Raw genomic sequence first — 16,472 nt, forward strand, 5'->3', positions numbered from 1 at the left:
GTCGTTCTTAAGCAAGTCGCTGCGCGCCTTGCGAGAAAAAGCGCCGGTGACTGGCCACCGGCATGCGCGCCCGGATGGACGCCTGTTCGCTGCTGTCGCGCTCGGCCAGCAGCACGGCCTCGCCTTGATCCTGCTGCGCCAGTACCCGGCCCCAGGGGTCGACGATGGCCGCATGGCCGAAGGTCTCCCGGGGTCCCGGATGAATGCCGCCTTGCGCCGCCGCCAGCAGGTAGCACTGGGTTTCGATGGCCCGGGCGCGGATCAATACGTCCCAATGCGCCGCGCCGGTCACGGCGGTAAACGCCGAAGGAGCGCTGATCAGCTCCGCCCCGGCGGCTCGCAATTCGCTGTACAGCTCCGGAAAACGCAGGTCGTAGCACACGGTCAGGCCAACCCGGCCCACCGGCGTATCCGCCACCACCACCTGCTCTCCATGAGCATAGTCATCCGACTCACGGTAACGGCCGCGATTGTCGGCCACGTCGACGTCGAACAGATGCAGCTTGTCGTAGCGCGCCACTTGCTCGCCGTGCTCGTCGATCAGCAGCGAGCAGGCCCGGGCCTTGGTCTCCGGCTGGCCCACCGGAGGCAGCGGCAAGGTACCGGCGACTATCCATAACTTGAGGTCGCGGGCGGCCTGTTTCAACCAGGGCAGGATCGGGCCTTCGCCCCGGGCCTCGGCCCGACCGATGGCCGCCGCATCGCGGCGCCCCATGGCGGCGAAGTTCTCCGGCAATACAGCCAGCCGCGCACCGCCGGCAGCGGCCTGCTCCAGCAGTTGGCGCGCCTGCTGTAGATTGGCCAGAACGTCGCTCTGGCTGACCATTTGAATCACCGCAAGGGACATGGCGCACTCCAGGTTGGATATGTGGCCATGCTACTCCATAGGCCCGGGCCGCGGTTTTTCAAAAAGGTTTGTCGAAGGTGATTTTCGGGTCCTTCCAGGGCCCCTTGACGCTGTACTGGACGCTGGCGAAGCGCGATACCCGGTCGCCGATCAGCTTGTCGATCAGGAACAGCGCCCCGCCGACCGCCGGCGCACCGACGATCAGCGCGGCGATCGGCAGGTTGTTGGTCACCGGCAGCGTCACCAGCAGCTTCGAATCCACCTGGTCGGCCACCAGGTCCAGGGTGCCATTGAGCTCCAGGTTGCTCGACGGCCCGGTCAGGGTGATGGGCTCACGGGTCACGTAGACACCGTTGCTGGCCACCAGCAAACCCTTGACCCGGTCGTAGCTCAGGCCCTTGCCGAACAGGTCGGAGAAGTCCAGGCGCAAGCGCCGGCCGATGGAATTGAAGTTCAGCAGGCCGAATACCCGCAAGGCCTGCGCCCCGCCTTCGACTTCCACGAACTGGCCTTTGCGCAGGGTCGCATCCAGGCTGCCCGAGAACCGCTTGGGCCCGACCCAGGCCGGCGAGCCAGGCCAGCGCCCGTCCACATCCAGGTGGAACTCTTCGCTGGTCACGGTCGGCGCAAAGCCCCAGCCCTTGAGCACGTCCGCCAGGTTCTTGCCACCCAGGCGGCCTTTGTACCAGCTGGTGGCCGCGCCGGGTTCGCCTTCCCAGCCGCCGGAGCCTTGCAGGACCATGCCCTTGAGGCCCAGGTCAAGGCTGTTGAAAGCCATGCCCTTGGCGGTCGGGCGCACTTTCAGCGACCAGGCGCCGATCAGGTCGTTGCCCTGGTACAGCTGATTGATAGAGAGATCCAGCGCCGGGACTTTCTTCGGGTCGACCGAGGCCAGCGGGTCCGGTGCATTCTCGTCGGCCTGCACCGTCGGATCGGCGGCCGGCAGGCGCACATACTGCAGATTGATCGCCATCGGCGCCGCCTTGGCATCGGGAATCGCCACGTTGCCCTTGGCTTGCTGGCTGTCGAGCTGCAGGGCCCAGGAGGACGGCTTGCGCGTCAACTGCACACGGGCCTCGTCCAGGGTCGTGCCGAAACCGCTGAGCTTGCCGACCCGGAAGTCGGCGCCGCTGAGCAGCTGCTTGGCGCTACCGCCCGCGTCCTGCCCGGCATACCGATCGACCAGCGCCTTCCACGGCTCCACGTCCAGTTCCGACAGCACGCCGCGTACCCGCAGGCCCTTGGCCCCCGGCAGCACGGCATCGCCCTCGCCGAGGAACAACTCGCCACGGCCATCGGCAAAATTGCCGCTCGGCGCGGCGAAGGTAAAGTTGGCCAGATCGCCGTAATCGAACCAGTAACGCCGCTCGGCGCCCTGCAAGGTCATGCGCAATACGCTGTCACGTCCCTGGCTGGCCGTCATGCCGAAAGGCGCTGGCAAGTCGACGGCAACCCCCTTGAGGCTGGAGCTGACCATCAGTTGGCTGTCCGCGCCATCGAGGTTGAGCTGCAATTGGTAGGGAATGTCACCGGAAACCGGCAGCGGCTGGTTGTATTTCAGCCACTCCGTGAGCTTATTGACCGACACCTGGCCCTTGGCAACGACCCGGGTATCGAGCTTGCCAGGACGGCCGTCGGCAAAAATCTGCGCGGTCACTGGGCGCTCGAAGGCCTGGGCGCTGATGCCCTGGCCGCTCAGCCCTTTGCTGCTGTCGAAGCGGAAATCGCCCTTGAGCTGGCTCAACTCCAGCTCCGGCTCGCTCAACTTGAGTCGCGCCTTGCTGGTCTTGAAGTCCACCAGCACCTTCGGTTCTTCGCCCTTGACCAGCGGGATATCCAGTTTCAGCTTGCCCTGCAGGTCGCCATCGCCCTGCCAGCCGGCAAAGGTCGGGCCCGTGCCGATCGGCGCTTCCTGAAGGATCTTCAAGCCATCGCCCAGGCCGCCGGCGAACTCGCCGTCGATAAACATGTGGGGGCTTTGCCCGGCGGGCACATGGGGAATATTGACGTAGACATCCTTCACCTGGGTGTCGAGCAACTGACCCTGGCTGGCCAGGATGCGCACGCCGCTGTCCTCGATGAACACATCGCCGCTGACCTTGCCGATGTGCGGCCAGCCCGGCTGGAAGGCCAGCTCGGCATCGTGCACCTTGAAGAACAGGCTGATGCTGCGCGCGGTGTCGGCTGCACCATGGTTCAGCGAACCCTGGTACTGGAAGAAACCTTCATCCACCGCGCCCTTGAGGATTGCCGTGCGCAGCCATTCGTCCAGGGCCGGGCTGAGCACCTCGGGCAGGTACTTGGCGGTATAACGACCGTCGCCATCGACCAGACCGACCCGCAGGTCCATATAGTCTTCCTGGGTGTGGTCGAAATGCAGGCGGATCAGGAAGTCGCCGGCGATCTTGCCCTCCTCGCCCAGGACCTTGAGGTACGGCGCGATCAGGGTGAACCCCTGCTGGTCGAGCTTCCAGGTCAGCCGGGCATTGGCCTGCAGGTATTGCCAGGGCTTGGCGAAGATCGGGTCCAGGTGCAAGGCAAAGTCCTTGCTGTCCATGCGCAGCTCGCCCTGCCCCAGGTCGCCGCTGATGCTGCCGCTGACGTTACGGGCCGCCGGCGCGCCGTGATAGGCGTTGAACCCGACCTGCTCCAGGTTGGCGGCAAAACTCAGGCGCTGATCGCCGCTGACCTGCGGCCGGAAGTCGAACAGGATGTTGCGCAGCGCGCCCGTGACCTTGAGGTTGTCGATGAGGGTCGCGACCTTTTCCGGCAACGGCGCCCAGGCATCCAGGACCGGCGTGATCGGCGTCAGGTCGAGGCGGTCGGCCTGCAAGTGCCAGAGCTCTTCGGCACTGTTGACGGTACCGGTCTGTTGCAGGTGCAGGCGTGACTCCCAGCGCGTCTCGCCGATGTTCATGGCCAGCGAGTCGAAGGCGACGCTGAGGCCCTGCTCGTTGCGCTGGAAATAGGCATTGAGCGCCAGGTTCTTCACGGTGACCGGTTTGCGCTCGTCATAGGCCCCGCTGACCTGCGGCGCGTTCAGGCGCGCGACCATGCTCTGCAGCAGGCCATCGCCCCAACTGAGCCAGAACTCGCCACCAGCCTTGAGTTCGGAGAACGTCCACTGTTGGGTCACGCGCGGCGGCAGCCATTTCGCCCAGTCGCTTTGCGGCAGGCTCAGGTAAGCGTCGGCCTGCCCTTCGCGCCAGGCGCTGGCGCGGATTCGCGTGCGCAAGCTGACAGCCAGGGGCTGACCGTCCGGCAGGGTCAGGCGCGCATCCAGGCGTTGACGGCTGGGGCCAACACGCAGATTGAGGCCGACGTAGGTCAAGGCAATCGCGGGATGATCGAGCGGTTGCAGGGTCACCTGGCTGTCGAGCACCGACAGCTCACTGACCATCTGCATGCGGTTGAGCAACTGCTCGGGGTCGAGAGGCTGGTTATCCTGCACCGGCAGACCTTCGAGCACCCAGCGCCCATCCGGACCTTCCTTCAGGCTCAGGTTGAGGCCGCTGAATTCAAGGTGTTTGACCCGCAGTTGACGCGCCAGGGCACTGCCAGGCAGGTCGGGCGCCACCCGCACCTGATCCAGGCGCAAGGCGTTGGCGCCCTCGCCGACTGTCACATCGTGGGCCAGCAGGATGGGCGAGAAACCGCTCCAGCTGCCTTCCAGCCGACCGATCTGCACCGGCATGCCCAAGGCTTCCTGAGCCTTGGCCTGGACCTCGGCCCGATATTCGGCCACCAGCGGGGTCAGCTCCCGACCCAGGCTGACGTACAAGGCCGTCAGCACCAGCAGTAACGCACAAAGCCCCAGCCCCCAGCGGGTCAGAGCAGCGAGAAAGCGCATCAGACGCTCCATGTCAGTTGGCCCCCGTGGCAAGAGTCATGTGAAAACCGGGGCCAGCTGTATCCGGTAAATGTAGGGTACGCGGACTCAGAGCAGCACCACGTCGTATTGTTCCTGGGAATACATGGTTTCGACCTGAAAACGGATGGTCCGGCCGATAAAGGCCTCCAGCTCCGCGACGTTGCCCGACTCTTCGTCGAGCAGCCGGTCGACCACTTTCTGGTTCGCCAGGACGCGATAACCTTCGGCCTGATAGGCCCGCGCTTCCCGGAGGATTTCCCGGAAGATTTCGTAGCAGATGGTTTCCGGGGTTTTCAGCTTGCCGCGGCCCTGGCAGCTGCTGCAGGGCTCGCAGAGCACCTGCTCAAGACTTTCCCGGGTACGCTTGCGGGTCATCTGCACCAGGCCCAACTCGGTAATGCCGATGATGTTGGTCTTGGCGTGATCGCGCTCCAGCTGTTTTTCCAGAGTGCGCAGCACCTGGCGCTGGTGTTCTTCATCTTCCATGTCGATGAAGTCGATGATGATGATCCCGCCCAGGTTGCGCAGGCGCAGCTGGCGGGCAATGGCGGTCGCCGCTTCGAGATTGGTCTTGAAGATGGTTTCTTCGAGGTTGCGGTGACCGACGAAAGCCCCGGTGTTGACGTCGATGGTGCTCATGGCTTCCGCCGGGTCGACCACCAGGTAACCGCCGGACTTGAGCGGTACCTTGCGCTCCAGGGCTTTCTGGATTTCGTCTTCGACGCCATACAGGTCGAAGATCGGCCGCTCGCCCGGATAGTGTTCCAGGCGATCGGCGATTTCCGGCATCAGTTCGGCGACGAATTGCGTGGTTTTCTGGAAGGTTTCCCGGGAATCGATGCGGATCTTCTCGATCTTCGGGCTGACCAGGTCACGCAGGGTACGCAGGGCCAGGCCCAGGTCTTCGTAAATGACACTGGGGGCGCCGATGGTCTTGATCTGCGCGCCGATCTGATCCCACAAGCGGCGCAGGTAACGAATGTCCATCATGATTTCGTCGGCGCCCGCGCCCTCGGCGGCGGTACGCAGGATGAAACCACCGGCTTCCTTGATGCCTTCCTGGGCCACGCAATCGCTGACCACCTGTTTCAGGCGCTCGCGCTCGGCTTCGTCCTCGATCTTCAAAGAGATGCCGACATGGGCGGTGCGCGGCATGTACACCAGGTAGCGCGAAGGGATCGACAGCTGGGTGGTCAGGCGCGCGCCCTTGGAGCCGATCGGGTCCTTGGTCACCTGCACCACCAGGCTCTGCCCTTCATGGACCAGGGCGCCGATGCTTTCCACCGCCGGCCCTTCGCGCAGGGAGATTTCCGAGGCATGAATGAACGCCGCGCGATCCAGGCCGATATCGACGAACGCCGCCTGCATGCCGGGCAGAACCCGGACCACCTTGCCTTTATAGATATTGCCGACAATCCCGCGACGCTGGGTCCGCTCGACATGGACTTCTTGCAGCACACCGTTTTCGACCACCGCCACGCGCGACTCCATCGGCGTGATGTTGATCAGAATCTCTTCACTCATGGCAGGGTCTCGTTCAGGCATATTCACTATGGATGGCCGCATCGGTAGGTACGGCGCTTAGCGCACTGCAAGGTTTTGCCAACAGGGTATGCCGAAATGGCCAAGTAATTCTGCGGTTTCGCATACCGGCAAGCCGACGACAGCGGAATAACTGCCATTGAGCCCTGCCACGAATACCGCCGCAAGCCCCTGGATGCCATAGCCGCCAGCCTTGTCGCGGGGCTCGCCGCTGGCCCAGTAGCGGGCCGCCTCGTCATCGCCGATCGCCCGGAAGCGCACCAGGCTGCGGACCACCCGCGACTTGCAGCGCTGGCCATCGAGCACGGCAATGGCGGTCAGCACTTCATGTTCGCGCCCCGACAGGGCCATGAGCATCGACTGCGCATCGGCCTGGTCCAGCGGTTTGCCCAGGATCTGCCCATCAAGGACCACCGCGGTGTCGGCGCCCAGGACACAGGCCGCAGACTGGCCATCGGCGATCAGCGCATACCCGGCCGCCGCCTTGTCGCGCGCCAGGCGCTCGACATAGGCCGCTGGGTTTTCATCAGGGAGAGGGGTTTCATCGATATCCGCACTGATGGCGGTAAAAGGCACGCCGATCTGCGTGAGCAGTTCCCGTCGACGCGGCGAGCCTGAGGCGAGGTAAAGCGATTTCATCAAGACATCTCCCTGTCGAGGTACGGGCAAATGCCTGACCGAATCAGTTGATTTTGAAACGTCGGCGCAACCCGCGCAAACCGAAGCTGACCCAAGGCCAGAGCAAGGCACTGACCAATGCCGGCAGCACCAGTGCAAGGGTCGGTTGACGGTTGCCGGTCAAGGCGCTGAGCCACAGCTGGACCAGTTGCGCCAGGCCGAAGATCACCAGGATCACCAGGCTTTGCTGCCACATCGGGAACATGCGCAAGCGCTGTTGCAACGACAGCACCAAGAAGGTGATCAGGGTCAGGATCAGCGCGTTCTGCCCCAGCAATGTGCCGTACAGCACATCCTCGGCCAGCCCCAGGCACCAGGCCGTGACCATGCCGACCTTGTGCGGCAGGGCCAGGGCCCAGAACGCCAGCAGCAAGGCCAGCCAGAGCGGGCGCAGGATCTCCATGAATTGCGGCAAAGGCGACACGCTGAGCAGCATGCCGATGGCGAAGGTCAGCCAGACCATCCAGCCGTTTCGGGACATTATTCTCTTCCTCCCGTGGGGGCCGGGGCCGCTGCAGGCGGCTTGGGCGCGGCGGGTCTGGTGGCGGCGGGCTTGACCGGAGCCGGATGGGCCACGGGTTTGACCGGCGTGGCGGCGGCTGGCGTCGCGGGTGCAGCGGCCGGTGCGGCAGGAGCGGTCGCGGTGACCGGCGTCGCGGGCACGACAGGCTTGGGCACGGTCGCCGGGACCACCGGCGTGGCGGTGCCGCCCTGCTGGTCCTGCGCTTCCTGAGCCTGGGCGGCATCGTTGGCACGCTCTTCGGCGGTGCGGTTATCGCTGAACACCAGCAACAGGTAACGGCTGCGGTTCAAGGCGGCCGTCGGCACGGCCCGCACTATGGCAAATGGCTGGCCGGAGTCATGGATCACTTCCTTGACCGTCGCCACCGGGTAACCCGCCGGGAAACGCTGGCCCAGGCCGGAGCTGACCAGCAGGTCGCCTTCCTTGATGTCCGCGGTGTCGGCCACATGACGCAGCTCAAGGCGTTCCGGATTGCCGGTACCGCTGGCAATCGCCCGCAGACCGTTGCGGTTCACCTGGACAGGAATGCTGTGGGTGGTGTCGGTGAGCAGCAGCACGCGGGAGGTATAAGGCATCAGCTCGACCACCTGCCCCATCAGGCCACGGGCATCGAGTACCGGTTGCCCGAGCACCACGCCGTCGCGCTCACCCTTGTTGATGATGATGCGATGAGTGAAGGGGTTGGGGTCCATGCCGATCAGCTCGGCCACTTCGACCTTCTCGTTGACCAGCGCGGAGGAGTTGAGCAACTCGCGCAGGCGAACGTTCTGCTCAGTCAAGGCGGCGAGCTTTTGCATGCGGCCCTGGAGCAACAGGTTTTCGGTCTTGAGTTTTTCGTTTTCGGCGACCAGTTCGGTGCGGCTGCCAAACTGGCTGGCCACACCCTGCCATAGCCGTTGTGGCAGGTCGGTGATCCAGTAGGACTGCATCAGCACCAGCGACATTTGGCTACGCACTGGCTTGAGCAGTGTGAAGCGGGCATCGACCACCATCAGCGCGACCGATAGCACGACCAGCACCAACAGGCGTACGCCCAATGAGGGGCCTTTGGCGAAAAGCGGTTTAATAAGCCGCTCCTCCCAGGCAAATGTTCTCTTTATTCATACGGCTTCAAACCGGCCTGGAGCAGAATGACAGAAGATAAACGCCAACAGGCAGCACTGCAAAGTGCTGCCTGCGAGCGGAACACATGGATGCACCCGGCGCGATTATTCGCTGGAGAGCAGGTCCATGGTGTGTTTGTCCATCATTTCCAATGCACGGCCACCGCCGCGGGCTACGCAGGTCAGCGGGTCTTCGGCGACGATCACCGGCAGACCGGTTTCCTGGGCCAGCAACTTGTCCAGGTCACGCAGCAGGGCGCCACCACCGGTCAGCACCAGACCGCGCTCGGCGATGTCCGAAGCCAGTTCCGGAGGCGATTGCTCCAGCGCGCTTTTCACCGCCTGAACGATGGTTGCCAGGGACTCTTGCAGAGCTTCCAGCACTTCATTGGAGTTCAGGGTGAATGCGCGTGGCACGCCTTCGGCCAGGTTACGGCCACGAACGTCGACTTCACGGACTTCGCCGCCCGGGTAGGCAGTACCGATTTCCTGCTTGATGCGCTCGGCGGTGGATTCGCCGATCAGGCTGCCGTAGTTGCGACGCACGTAGGTGATGATCGCTTCGTCGAAACGGTCGCCGCCGACACGTACGGATTCGGCGTAAACCACACCGTTCAGGGAGATCAGGGCAATCTCGGTGGTACCACCACCGATATCCACGACCATCGAGCCGCGGGCTTCTTCGACCGGCAGGCCGGCACCGATCGCGGCCGCCATCGGCTCTTCGATCAGGAACACTTCACGGGCACCGGCACCGAGGGCCGATTCACGAATGGCACGACGCTCGACCTGGGTGGACTTGCATGGAACGCAGATCAGCACACGAGGGCTGGGCTGCAGAAAACTGTTTTCGTGAACCTTGTTGATAAAGTATTGCAGCATCTTTTCGCAGACACTGAAGTCGGCGATCACGCCGTCCTTCATCGGACGAATGGCAGCAATGTTGCCCGGAGTACGACCGAGCATGCGCTTGGCTTCGGTACCGACAGCCACGACACTTTTCTGATTACCGTGGGTCCGAATGGCCACAACCGATGGTTCATTCAGGACAATACCGCGCTCGCGCACGTAAATAAGGGTGTTGGCAGTGCCCAGGTCAATGGAAAGATCGCTGGAAAACATGCCACGCAGTTTCTTGAACATGGGAAAGGGACCCTAGGCAACGCGTGGGTAAAAAAGTGCGGCAAACTCTAACAACGACAGGGATTTTGGGCAAGGCGCCAATATGTTAAATTGACCGCTTTTCTGTGCACCAACCCCCACAATCGCGGCCTTATGACCGTAGAAATGCGGTAGTGTTCCGACAATCTAACACACGGACGAGATCCGTTCTGTTTTCCACTGGAGAATCCCATGGCGCTTGAACGCTCCGACGTGGAAAAAATCGCTCATCTGGCCAGCCTTGGCCTCAATGAAGCCGATCTTCCACATATCACCTGCGACCTGAACAGCATTCTCGGGCTGGTGGATGCAATGCAGGCAGTCGATACCGACGGTATCGAGCCCCTGGCCCACCCGCTGGAAGCCAGCCAGCGCCTGCGCGCAGACGTTGTGACCGAGTCCAATCATCGCGAGGCCTATCAGTCCATCGCACCAGCGGTCGAAAACGGCCTGTACCTGGTTCCGAAAGTCATCGACTAAAGGGAAAGAGCCTGCAATGCATCACATGACCCTGGCCGAGATCGCCCGCGGACTCGCCGACAAGAAGTTTTCCTCCGAAGAGCTGACCAAGACCCTGCTGGCGCGCATCACCCAGCTCGACCCGCAGCTCAACAGCTTCATCAGCCTCACCGAAGATCTCGCGCTGCAGCAGGCCAAGGCCGCTGACGCCCGTCGCGCGAACGGTGAGAGCGGCGCCCTGCTCGGCGCGCCGATCGCCCACAAGGACCTGTTCTGCACCCAGGGCATCCGCACCAGCTGCGGCTCGAAGATGCTCGACAATTTCAAGGCGCCCTACGACGCCACCGTGGTCGCCAAGCTGGCCGCCGCCGGGACCGTGACCCTGGGCAAGACCAACATGGACGAATTCGCCATGGGCTCGGGCAACGAGACCAGCTATTACGGCGCGGCGAAAAACCCGTGGAACCTGGAACGCGTTCCGGGCGGCTCGTCCGGCGGTTCGGCGGCCGCGGTCGCTGCGCGCCTGCTGCCTGCCGCCACCGGCACCGACACCGGCGGCTCGATCCGCCAGCCGGCTGCATTGACCAACCTCACCGGCCTGAAACCGACCTACGGTCGCGTTTCGCGCTGGGGCATGATCGCCTACGCCTCCAGCCTCGATCAGGGCGGCCCTCTGGCGCGCACCGCCGAGGACTGCACGATCCTGCTGCAAGGCATGGCCGGCTTCGACCCGCAGGACTCCACCAGCATCGACGAACCGGTACCGGACTACAGCGCCAGCCTCAACGGCTCGCTGCAGGGCCTGCGCATCGGCGTACCCAAGGAATACTTCAGCGCCGGCCTCGACCCACGCATCGCCGAGCTGATCCACAACAGCGTCAAGGAGCTGGAAAAGCTCGGCGCCGTGATCAAGGAAATCAGCCTGCCGAACATGCAGCACGCCATCCCGGCGTACTACGTGATCGCGCCGGCGGAAGCCTCCTCCAACCTGTCGCGTTTCGACGGCGTGCGCTTCGGCTACCGCTGCGAGAACCCGGCAAACCTGGAAGACCTGTACAAGCGCTCCCGTGGCGAAGGTTTCGGCAGCGAAGTGCAGCGCCGGATCATGGTCGGTGCCTATGCCCTGTCGGCCGGTTACTACGACGCCTACTACCTGAAGGCGCAGAAGATCCGTCGCCTGATCAAGAACGACTTCATGGCTGCCTTTAATGAAGTCGACATCATCCTTGGCCCGACCACGCCGAACCCGGCCTGGAAAATCGGCGACAAGAGCAGCGACCCGGTCGCTGCGTATCTGGAAGACGTTTACACCATTACCGCCAACCTCGCGGGTCTGCCGGGCTTGTCCATGCCCGCCGGCTTCGTCGACGGCTTGCCGGTCGGCGTGCAACTGCTCGCCCCGTATTTCCAGGAAGGCCGTCTGTTGAACGTTGCCCACCAGTATCAGTTGAACACTGACTGGCACACCCGCACACCAACCGGCTTCTGAGGAGAAACACATGCAATGGGAAGTCGTGATCGGGCTGGAGATTCACACCCAGCTCACCACCAAATCGAAGATTTTCTCCGGTAGCTCCACCGCCTTCGGTGCCGAGCCCAACACCCAGGCCAGCCTGGTGGACCTGGGCATGCCCGGCGTACTGCCGGTGCTGAACCAGGAAGCAGTGCGCATGGCGGTCATGTTCGGCCTGGCCATCGACGCCGAGATCGGCCAGCACAACGTGTTCGCCCGCAAGAACTACTTCTACCCCGACCTGCCCAAGGGCTATCAGATCAGCCAGATGGAACTGCCGATCGTCGGCAAGGGCCACCTGGACATCCCGCTGGAAGACGGCACGGTCAAACGCGTCGGCATCACCCGCGCGCACCTGGAAGAAGACGCTGGCAAGAGCCTGCACGAAGAGTTCAATGGCGCCAGCGGCATTGACCTGAACCGCGCCGGCACCCCGCTGCTGGAAATCGTTTCCGAGCCGGACATGCGCAGCGCCAAGGAAGCCGTGGCCTACGTCAAGTCGATCCACGCCCTGGTGCGCTACCTGGGAATCTGCGACGGCAACATGGCCGAAGGCTCCCTGCGTTGCGACTGCAACGTCTCGGTACGCCCCAAAGGCCAGGCCGAGTTCGGCACTCGCTGCGAGATCAAGAACGTCAACTCGTTCCGCTTCATCGAGAAAGCCATCAACTCGGAAGTCCAGCGTCAGATCGAACTGATCGAGGACGGCGGCAAGGTCATCCAGCAGACCCGCCTGTACGACCCGAACAAGGACGAGACCCGTCCGATGCGCAGCAAGGAAGAAGCCAACGACTACCGTTACTTCCCCGACCCGGACCTGCTGCCAGTGGTCATCGAGGACTCGTTCCTCGACCAGGTACGCGCCACCCTGCCCGAGCTGCCACCGCAGAAACGCGAGCGCTTCCAGGCGCAGTTCGGCCTGTCGGTCTACGACGCCAGCGTGCTGGCCACCAGCCGCGAACAGGCGGACTACTTCGAGAAGGTCGCGAGCATCGCCGGTGATGCCAAGCTCGCCGCCAACTGGGTCATGGTCGAGTTGGGCAGCCTGCTGAACAAGCAGGGCCTGGAAATCGATGAGGCGCCGGTCTCGGCCGAGCAACTGGGCGGCATGCTGCTGCGCATCAAGGACAACACCATCTCCGGCAAGATCGCCAAGACCGTGTTCGAAGCCATGGCCAATGGCGAAGGCAGCGCCGACGAAATCATCGACAAGCGCGGCCTCAAGCAGGTCACCGACACCGGCGCCATCTCCGCCGTGCTGGACGAAATGCTGGCGGCCAACGCCGAGCAGGTCGAACAGTATCGCGCCGCCGATGAAGCCAAGCGCGGCAAGATGTTCGGCTTCTTCGTCGGCCAGGCGATGAAGGCTTCCAAAGGCAAGGCCAACCCGCAGCAAGTGAACGAATTGCTGAAAAGCAAACTCGAAGGCTGACTGCAGTGTTGATGGCGGAGTTCGAATATTCCGCCCCTGTAGGAGCGAGCGTGCTCGCGATTGCGTTGTCTCAGACAGGACGCTATCGCGAGCACGCTCGCTCCTACTCTTGTATCTGGGGTCCCGTATTGATGAAACGCTTGCTGGGCTGCCTGGCCCTTTTCTCACTCCTGGCCGGCTGCGCCAGTCATGTCATCGACCCGCGGGGTTACGACAAGACCGGCGTCGCTTCCTATTACGGCGCCAAGCACCATGGCAAACGCACCGCCAGCGGCGAACCCTTCAACCAGCACGGCATGACCGCCGCGCACCGCGAGCTGCCATTCGGCACCCGGGTCAAAGTCACCAACCTCAATAACGACAAGAGCGTCGTGGTCCGGATCAACGACCGCGGCCCGCATATCCGTGGCCGCCTGATCGATTTGTCGCGTGCCGCCGCGCAACAGTTGGGTATGATCAGAAGCGGCACCGCCAAGGTGCGCGTGCAAGCCATCAGCGACTGACCCACGGAGCCCTGATCATTTTCGGATTAACCGATTTACCGCTGCTCAGCGTTCTCCAGTTGTTCAGTGGCCTGGTCCTGCTGGTCGCCGGCGCCGAGTTGCTGGTACGCGGCGCGGTCCGCCTCGCCGCCCGCCTGCGCGTACGAGCGCTGATCATTGGCCTGAGCATCGTCGCCTTCGGCAGCAGCGCCCCGCAGATGGCCGTCAGCCTGCAAGCCACCCTGGCGGAAAACACCGATATCGCCGTCGGCAGCGTGATCGGCAGCGGCATCTTCAACATCCTGGTGACCCTCGGCCTGTCCGCCCTGATCATTCCGCTGCGGGTATCGCGCCAGCTGGTGCGGCTGGACATCCCGTTGATGATCCTCGCCAGCCTGCTGGTGTTCGCCCTGGCCTACAACGAAGAACTGACGCCCCTCGACGGCCTGATCCTGCTGGCGACCCTGATCCTCTACCTGGGATTACTGCTGCGCCAGTCGCGACACTCGGCGCGCCCACAGTCCCAGCAAGGTTCCGACGCACCCCGCGCGCACTGGCTGAGCAGCCTGCTGTGGATGATCGGCGGCCTGCTCCTGCTGGTGTTCGCCGGCCATCTGCTGGTCGAGGCGGCGGTGGAAGTCGCCACCGACCTGGGGCTGTCCGAGCGCATCATCGGCCTGACCATAGTCGCCGTCGGCACCTCCCTGCCGGCCCTGGCCACCTCGCTGATCGCCGCCTTGCGTGGCCAGCGCGACATTGCCGTGGGCAACGTCATCGGCAGCAACCTGTTCAATCTGCTGGGAGTCCTGGGTTTCACCGCCCTGGTGGCGCCAACGCCCTTGTCGGTATCGCCCAATGCCGTGGACTTCGACCTGCCAGTAATGCTCGGCGTCGCGGTGCTGTGCCTGCCGGTGTTCTATTCGGGTTATCGGGTCACCCGCGCCGAAGGCCTGCTGTTTCTCGGCCTGTACCTGGCCTATGGGCTGCACGTGGTGTCCTTCACCACCGGCATGCCGCTGGCCGGCAAGCTGGAAGAGTTGATGCTGTTTTTTGTCCTGCCAGTGCTGGTGGCGTTCCTGCTGTTCAGTTCGCTGCGGGCCTGGCGCCGCCAACATAAAAAAGGGGAAGCGCAATGACCGAGAATAAAAAGCAGGGCGTGGAAATGCGCCGCCAGGTGATGGGCGACGCCTTCGTCGATCGCGCCCTGGGCAACGCTACCGAGTTCAGCCAGCCACTGCAGGATTTCGTCAACGAACATGCCTGGGGCAGCGTCTGGAACCGCGAAGGCCTGCCGCTGAAAACCCGCAGCCTGATCACCCTCGCCGCCCTGACCGCGCTCAAGTGCCCGCAGGAACTCAAGGGTCATGTCCGCGGCGCCCTGAATAACGGCTGCACCGTGGAAGAGATTCGCGAGGCGCTGCTGCATTGCGCGGTGTATGCCGGCGTACCGGCGGCGATCGACGCGTTCCGCGCCGCCCAGGAAGTGATCGACACTTACCAGAAGCCGGAATAACCCCCTCCCTTTGTAGGAGCGAGCTTGCTCGCGATAGCGGCAGTGAATCCACAAGCGGCCTTCGGCCTATCGCGAGCAAGCTCGCTCCTACAAGTACAAGGGTGCGCTAGATCCACCCGCCCCACTGCAGCAGAAAGATCCCGATATTGGTGGTCACCGCCGCCATCAGCGTGGTGATGACGATGATTGCCGCCGCCAGCTCATGATTGCCATTGGCCGCCCGGGCCATGACAAAACTCGCCGCCGCGGTCGGGCTGCCGAAATACAGGAACAGAATCCCCAGTTCCGCCCCGCGGAATCCGCAGAGCCAGGCCCCCAGGGTGGCGAGGATCGGCAGGCCGACCATTTTCACCAGGCTCGAACTCAAGGCCAGGTCGCCGCTCTCGCGCAGCGCCGCCAGGGACAAGGTGCCACCAATGCAGATCAAGGCCAGCGGCAGGGTCATCTGCGCCAGGTACTGGCCAGACGTCTCCAGCCAGGTCGGCAGGCCGATCTGGAACACGGCGAAAGGCGCTGCCGCCAGGACGCTGATGATCAGCGGGTTGCTGACCACGCTTTTGCAGATGCTCCACGGATCGGACTTGATCACCGGGCTGTACACCGCCAGGACGATGGTCGACAGGGTGTTGTAGAACAGGATCACCAGCGCCGCGAGAATCGCCCCGAGGGAAATCCCGTAGTCGCCATACATGCTGGCCGCGAGCGCCAGGCCGATGACCCCGTTGTTGCCGCGAAAGGCGCCCTGGGTGTAGATACCACGGTCTTCCCGCGGGCAGCGCCAGATCGCCCAGCCCCAGGCGAAGGCAAAGCTGGCCAGGGTGGCCACGGCGAAATAGATCAGCAGCCCGGGCTTGAGCGCCGAATGCAGGTCGGCATGCAGAATCCCGAGAAACAGCAGCGCCGGCATGGTGACGTTGAACACCAGGGCCGACGCTGTGTGGATAAAACCGTCGTTGATCCAGCCGATGCGCTTGAGCAGCACACCGAGAAACAACATGCCGAATACCGGCGCGGTGATATTCAGCGTTTCGAGAAAAATGGCCAGCATGCCGGGTCAACCTTGAACCTGTCGTTAGGCGGCTAATGATAAGCCAGCCCGCGCGCTTAAGCCCGATGGATTTGCCCTAACCGCAAGCTGATCCATCGGGCCGCAGGCGTTCGCGGCCATCAAAGGCCACGCCCGCGATGCGGTCGATCGCAGCCTGCACAGCACCACCATCCACCCACGCCCAGCACAACCCTGTAGCCGCTGCCGAAGGCTGCGATAGGTCCGCAGGACCTCCAGCGATTTCAAAAGCCACGCCCGATCCGCGGTCGATCGCAGCCTGCGGCAGCGGCTACCCGGATT

The 16,472-nt window shown here is 63.6% G+C and carries 14 protein-coding genes; 6 read left to right on the top strand and 8 right to left on the bottom strand.

Annotated elements, in window-relative coordinates; translation table 11 throughout:
- Positions 1–7: 7 nt before the first annotated feature.
- From J4E58_RS04680 to mreB, 7 genes are all read right to left on the bottom strand, one after another.
- The gene (locus tag J4E58_RS04680) at positions 8–847 is read right to left on the bottom strand and encodes a carbon-nitrogen hydrolase family protein (protein ID WP_087091256.1); all 840 of its coding nucleotides are present in this window, start codon (positions 845–847) and stop codon (positions 8–10) included.
- A 58-nt stretch (positions 848–905) separates the two neighbouring features.
- Positions 906–4,709 (bottom strand): YhdP family protein, encoded by a 3,804-nt coding sequence (locus tag J4E58_RS04685; protein WP_087091255.1) that lies wholly within the window; start codon positions 4,707–4,709, stop codon positions 906–908.
- Positions 4,710–4,784: 75 nt separating this feature from the next.
- Positions 4,785–6,242, bottom strand: coding sequence for a ribonuclease G (rng, locus tag J4E58_RS04690; RefSeq protein ID WP_007929907.1), 1,458 nt, complete (start codon positions 6,240–6,242; stop codon positions 4,785–4,787).
- 57 nt (positions 6,243–6,299) lie between these two features.
- On the bottom strand, positions 6,300–6,899 hold the full coding sequence (locus J4E58_RS04695) for a nucleoside triphosphate pyrophosphatase (protein WP_087091254.1): 600 nt from the start codon (positions 6,897–6,899) through the stop codon (positions 6,300–6,302).
- Positions 6,900–6,942: 43 nt separating this feature from the next.
- Positions 6,943–7,419, bottom strand: coding sequence for a rod shape-determining protein MreD (gene mreD / locus J4E58_RS04700; RefSeq protein ID WP_009042183.1), 477 nt, complete (start codon positions 7,417–7,419; stop codon positions 6,943–6,945).
- On the bottom strand, positions 7,419–8,528 hold the full coding sequence (mreC, locus tag J4E58_RS04705; RefSeq protein WP_087091253.1) for a rod shape-determining protein MreC: 1,110 nt from the start codon (positions 8,526–8,528) through the stop codon (positions 7,419–7,421). The genes mreD and mreC overlap by 1 nt, the downstream gene beginning before the upstream one ends.
- A gap of 141 nt (positions 8,529–8,669) precedes the next feature.
- Positions 8,670–9,707, bottom strand: coding sequence for a rod shape-determining protein MreB (mreB, locus tag J4E58_RS04710; RefSeq protein ID WP_002555108.1), 1,038 nt, complete (start codon positions 9,705–9,707; stop codon positions 8,670–8,672).
- A 210-nt stretch (positions 9,708–9,917) separates the two neighbouring features.
- Between mreB and gatC the strand changes: the two genes are divergently transcribed.
- The 6 genes from gatC to J4E58_RS04740 all read left to right on the top strand — a co-directional run bounded on the left by gatC (position 9,918) and on the right by J4E58_RS04740 (position 15,124).
- Entirely contained in the window at positions 9,918–10,205 is a 288-nt protein-coding gene (gene gatC, locus J4E58_RS04715) for an Asp-tRNA(Asn)/Glu-tRNA(Gln) amidotransferase subunit GatC (protein ID WP_007929913.1), read from the top strand.
- Positions 10,206–10,221: 16 nt separating this feature from the next.
- A complete protein-coding gene (gatA, locus tag J4E58_RS04720) occupies positions 10,222–11,673 on the top strand; it encodes an Asp-tRNA(Asn)/Glu-tRNA(Gln) amidotransferase subunit GatA (RefSeq protein ID WP_087091252.1) in 1,452 nt (483 codons plus the stop codon).
- Positions 11,674–11,683: 10 nt separating this feature from the next.
- A complete protein-coding gene (gene gatB / locus J4E58_RS04725) occupies positions 11,684–13,129 on the top strand; it encodes an Asp-tRNA(Asn)/Glu-tRNA(Gln) amidotransferase subunit GatB (protein WP_087091251.1) in 1,446 nt (481 codons plus the stop codon).
- Positions 13,130–13,260: 131 nt separating this feature from the next.
- Positions 13,261–13,632, top strand: a complete 372-nt coding sequence (locus J4E58_RS04730) for a septal ring lytic transglycosylase RlpA family protein (protein WP_087091250.1) — start codon at positions 13,261–13,263, stop codon at positions 13,630–13,632.
- Positions 13,633–13,691: 59 nt separating this feature from the next.
- A complete protein-coding gene (locus J4E58_RS04735) occupies positions 13,692–14,747 on the top strand; it encodes a calcium/sodium antiporter (protein WP_087091249.1) in 1,056 nt (351 codons plus the stop codon).
- On the top strand, positions 14,744–15,124 hold the full coding sequence (locus tag J4E58_RS04740) for a carboxymuconolactone decarboxylase family protein (protein ID WP_038582098.1): 381 nt from the start codon (positions 14,744–14,746) through the stop codon (positions 15,122–15,124). The genes J4E58_RS04735 and J4E58_RS04740 overlap by 4 nt, the downstream gene beginning before the upstream one ends.
- 106 nt (positions 15,125–15,230) lie before the next feature.
- Here the strand turns inward: J4E58_RS04740 and J4E58_RS04745 are convergent, their stop codons facing one another.
- Positions 15,231–16,172, bottom strand: a complete 942-nt coding sequence (locus J4E58_RS04745; protein WP_087091248.1) for an AEC family transporter — start codon at positions 16,170–16,172, stop codon at positions 15,231–15,233.
- Positions 16,173–16,472: the final 300 nt, after the last annotated feature.

Source organism: Pseudomonas sp. FW305-25, from assembly GCF_017351415.1.
In the GTDB taxonomy this organism is placed as follows: Bacteria; Pseudomonadota; Gammaproteobacteria; order Pseudomonadales; family Pseudomonadaceae; genus Aquipseudomonas; species Aquipseudomonas chlororaphis.

Excerpts from the sequence above, each read along its gene's own strand:
- J4E58_RS04695 (WP_087091254.1), bottom strand. The coding sequence starts at position 6,899 with ATGAAATCGCTTTACCTCGCCTCAGGCTCGCCGCGTCGACGGGAACTG.
- mreD (WP_009042183.1), bottom strand. The coding sequence starts at position 7,419 with ATGTCCCGAAACGGCTGGATGGTCTGGCTGACCTTCGCCATCGGCATG.
- J4E58_RS04730 (WP_087091250.1), top strand. The coding sequence starts at position 13,261 with ATGAAACGCTTGCTGGGCTGCCTGGCCCTTTTCTCACTCCTGGCCGGC.
- J4E58_RS04740 (WP_038582098.1), top strand. The coding sequence starts at position 14,744 with ATGACCGAGAATAAAAAGCAGGGCGTGGAAATGCGCCGCCAGGTGATG.
- J4E58_RS04745 (WP_087091248.1), bottom strand. The coding sequence starts at position 16,172 with ATGCTGGCCATTTTTCTCGAAACGCTGAATATCACCGCGCCGGTATTC.
- mreB (WP_002555108.1), bottom strand. The coding sequence starts at position 9,707 with ATGTTCAAGAAACTGCGTGGCATGTTTTCCAGCGATCTTTCCATTGAC.
- rng (WP_007929907.1), bottom strand. The coding sequence starts at position 6,242 with ATGAGTGAAGAGATTCTGATCAACATCACGCCGATGGAGTCGCGCGTG.
- J4E58_RS04685 (WP_087091255.1), bottom strand. The coding sequence starts at position 4,709 with ATGGAGCGTCTGATGCGCTTTCTCGCTGCTCTGACCCGCTGGGGGCTG.
- gatC (WP_007929913.1), top strand. The coding sequence starts at position 9,918 with ATGGCGCTTGAACGCTCCGACGTGGAAAAAATCGCTCATCTGGCCAGC.
- gatB (WP_087091251.1), top strand. The coding sequence starts at position 11,684 with ATGCAATGGGAAGTCGTGATCGGGCTGGAGATTCACACCCAGCTCACC.
- gatA (WP_087091252.1), top strand. The coding sequence starts at position 10,222 with ATGCATCACATGACCCTGGCCGAGATCGCCCGCGGACTCGCCGACAAG.
- J4E58_RS04680 (WP_087091256.1), bottom strand. The coding sequence starts at position 847 with ATGTCCCTTGCGGTGATTCAAATGGTCAGCCAGAGCGACGTTCTGGCC.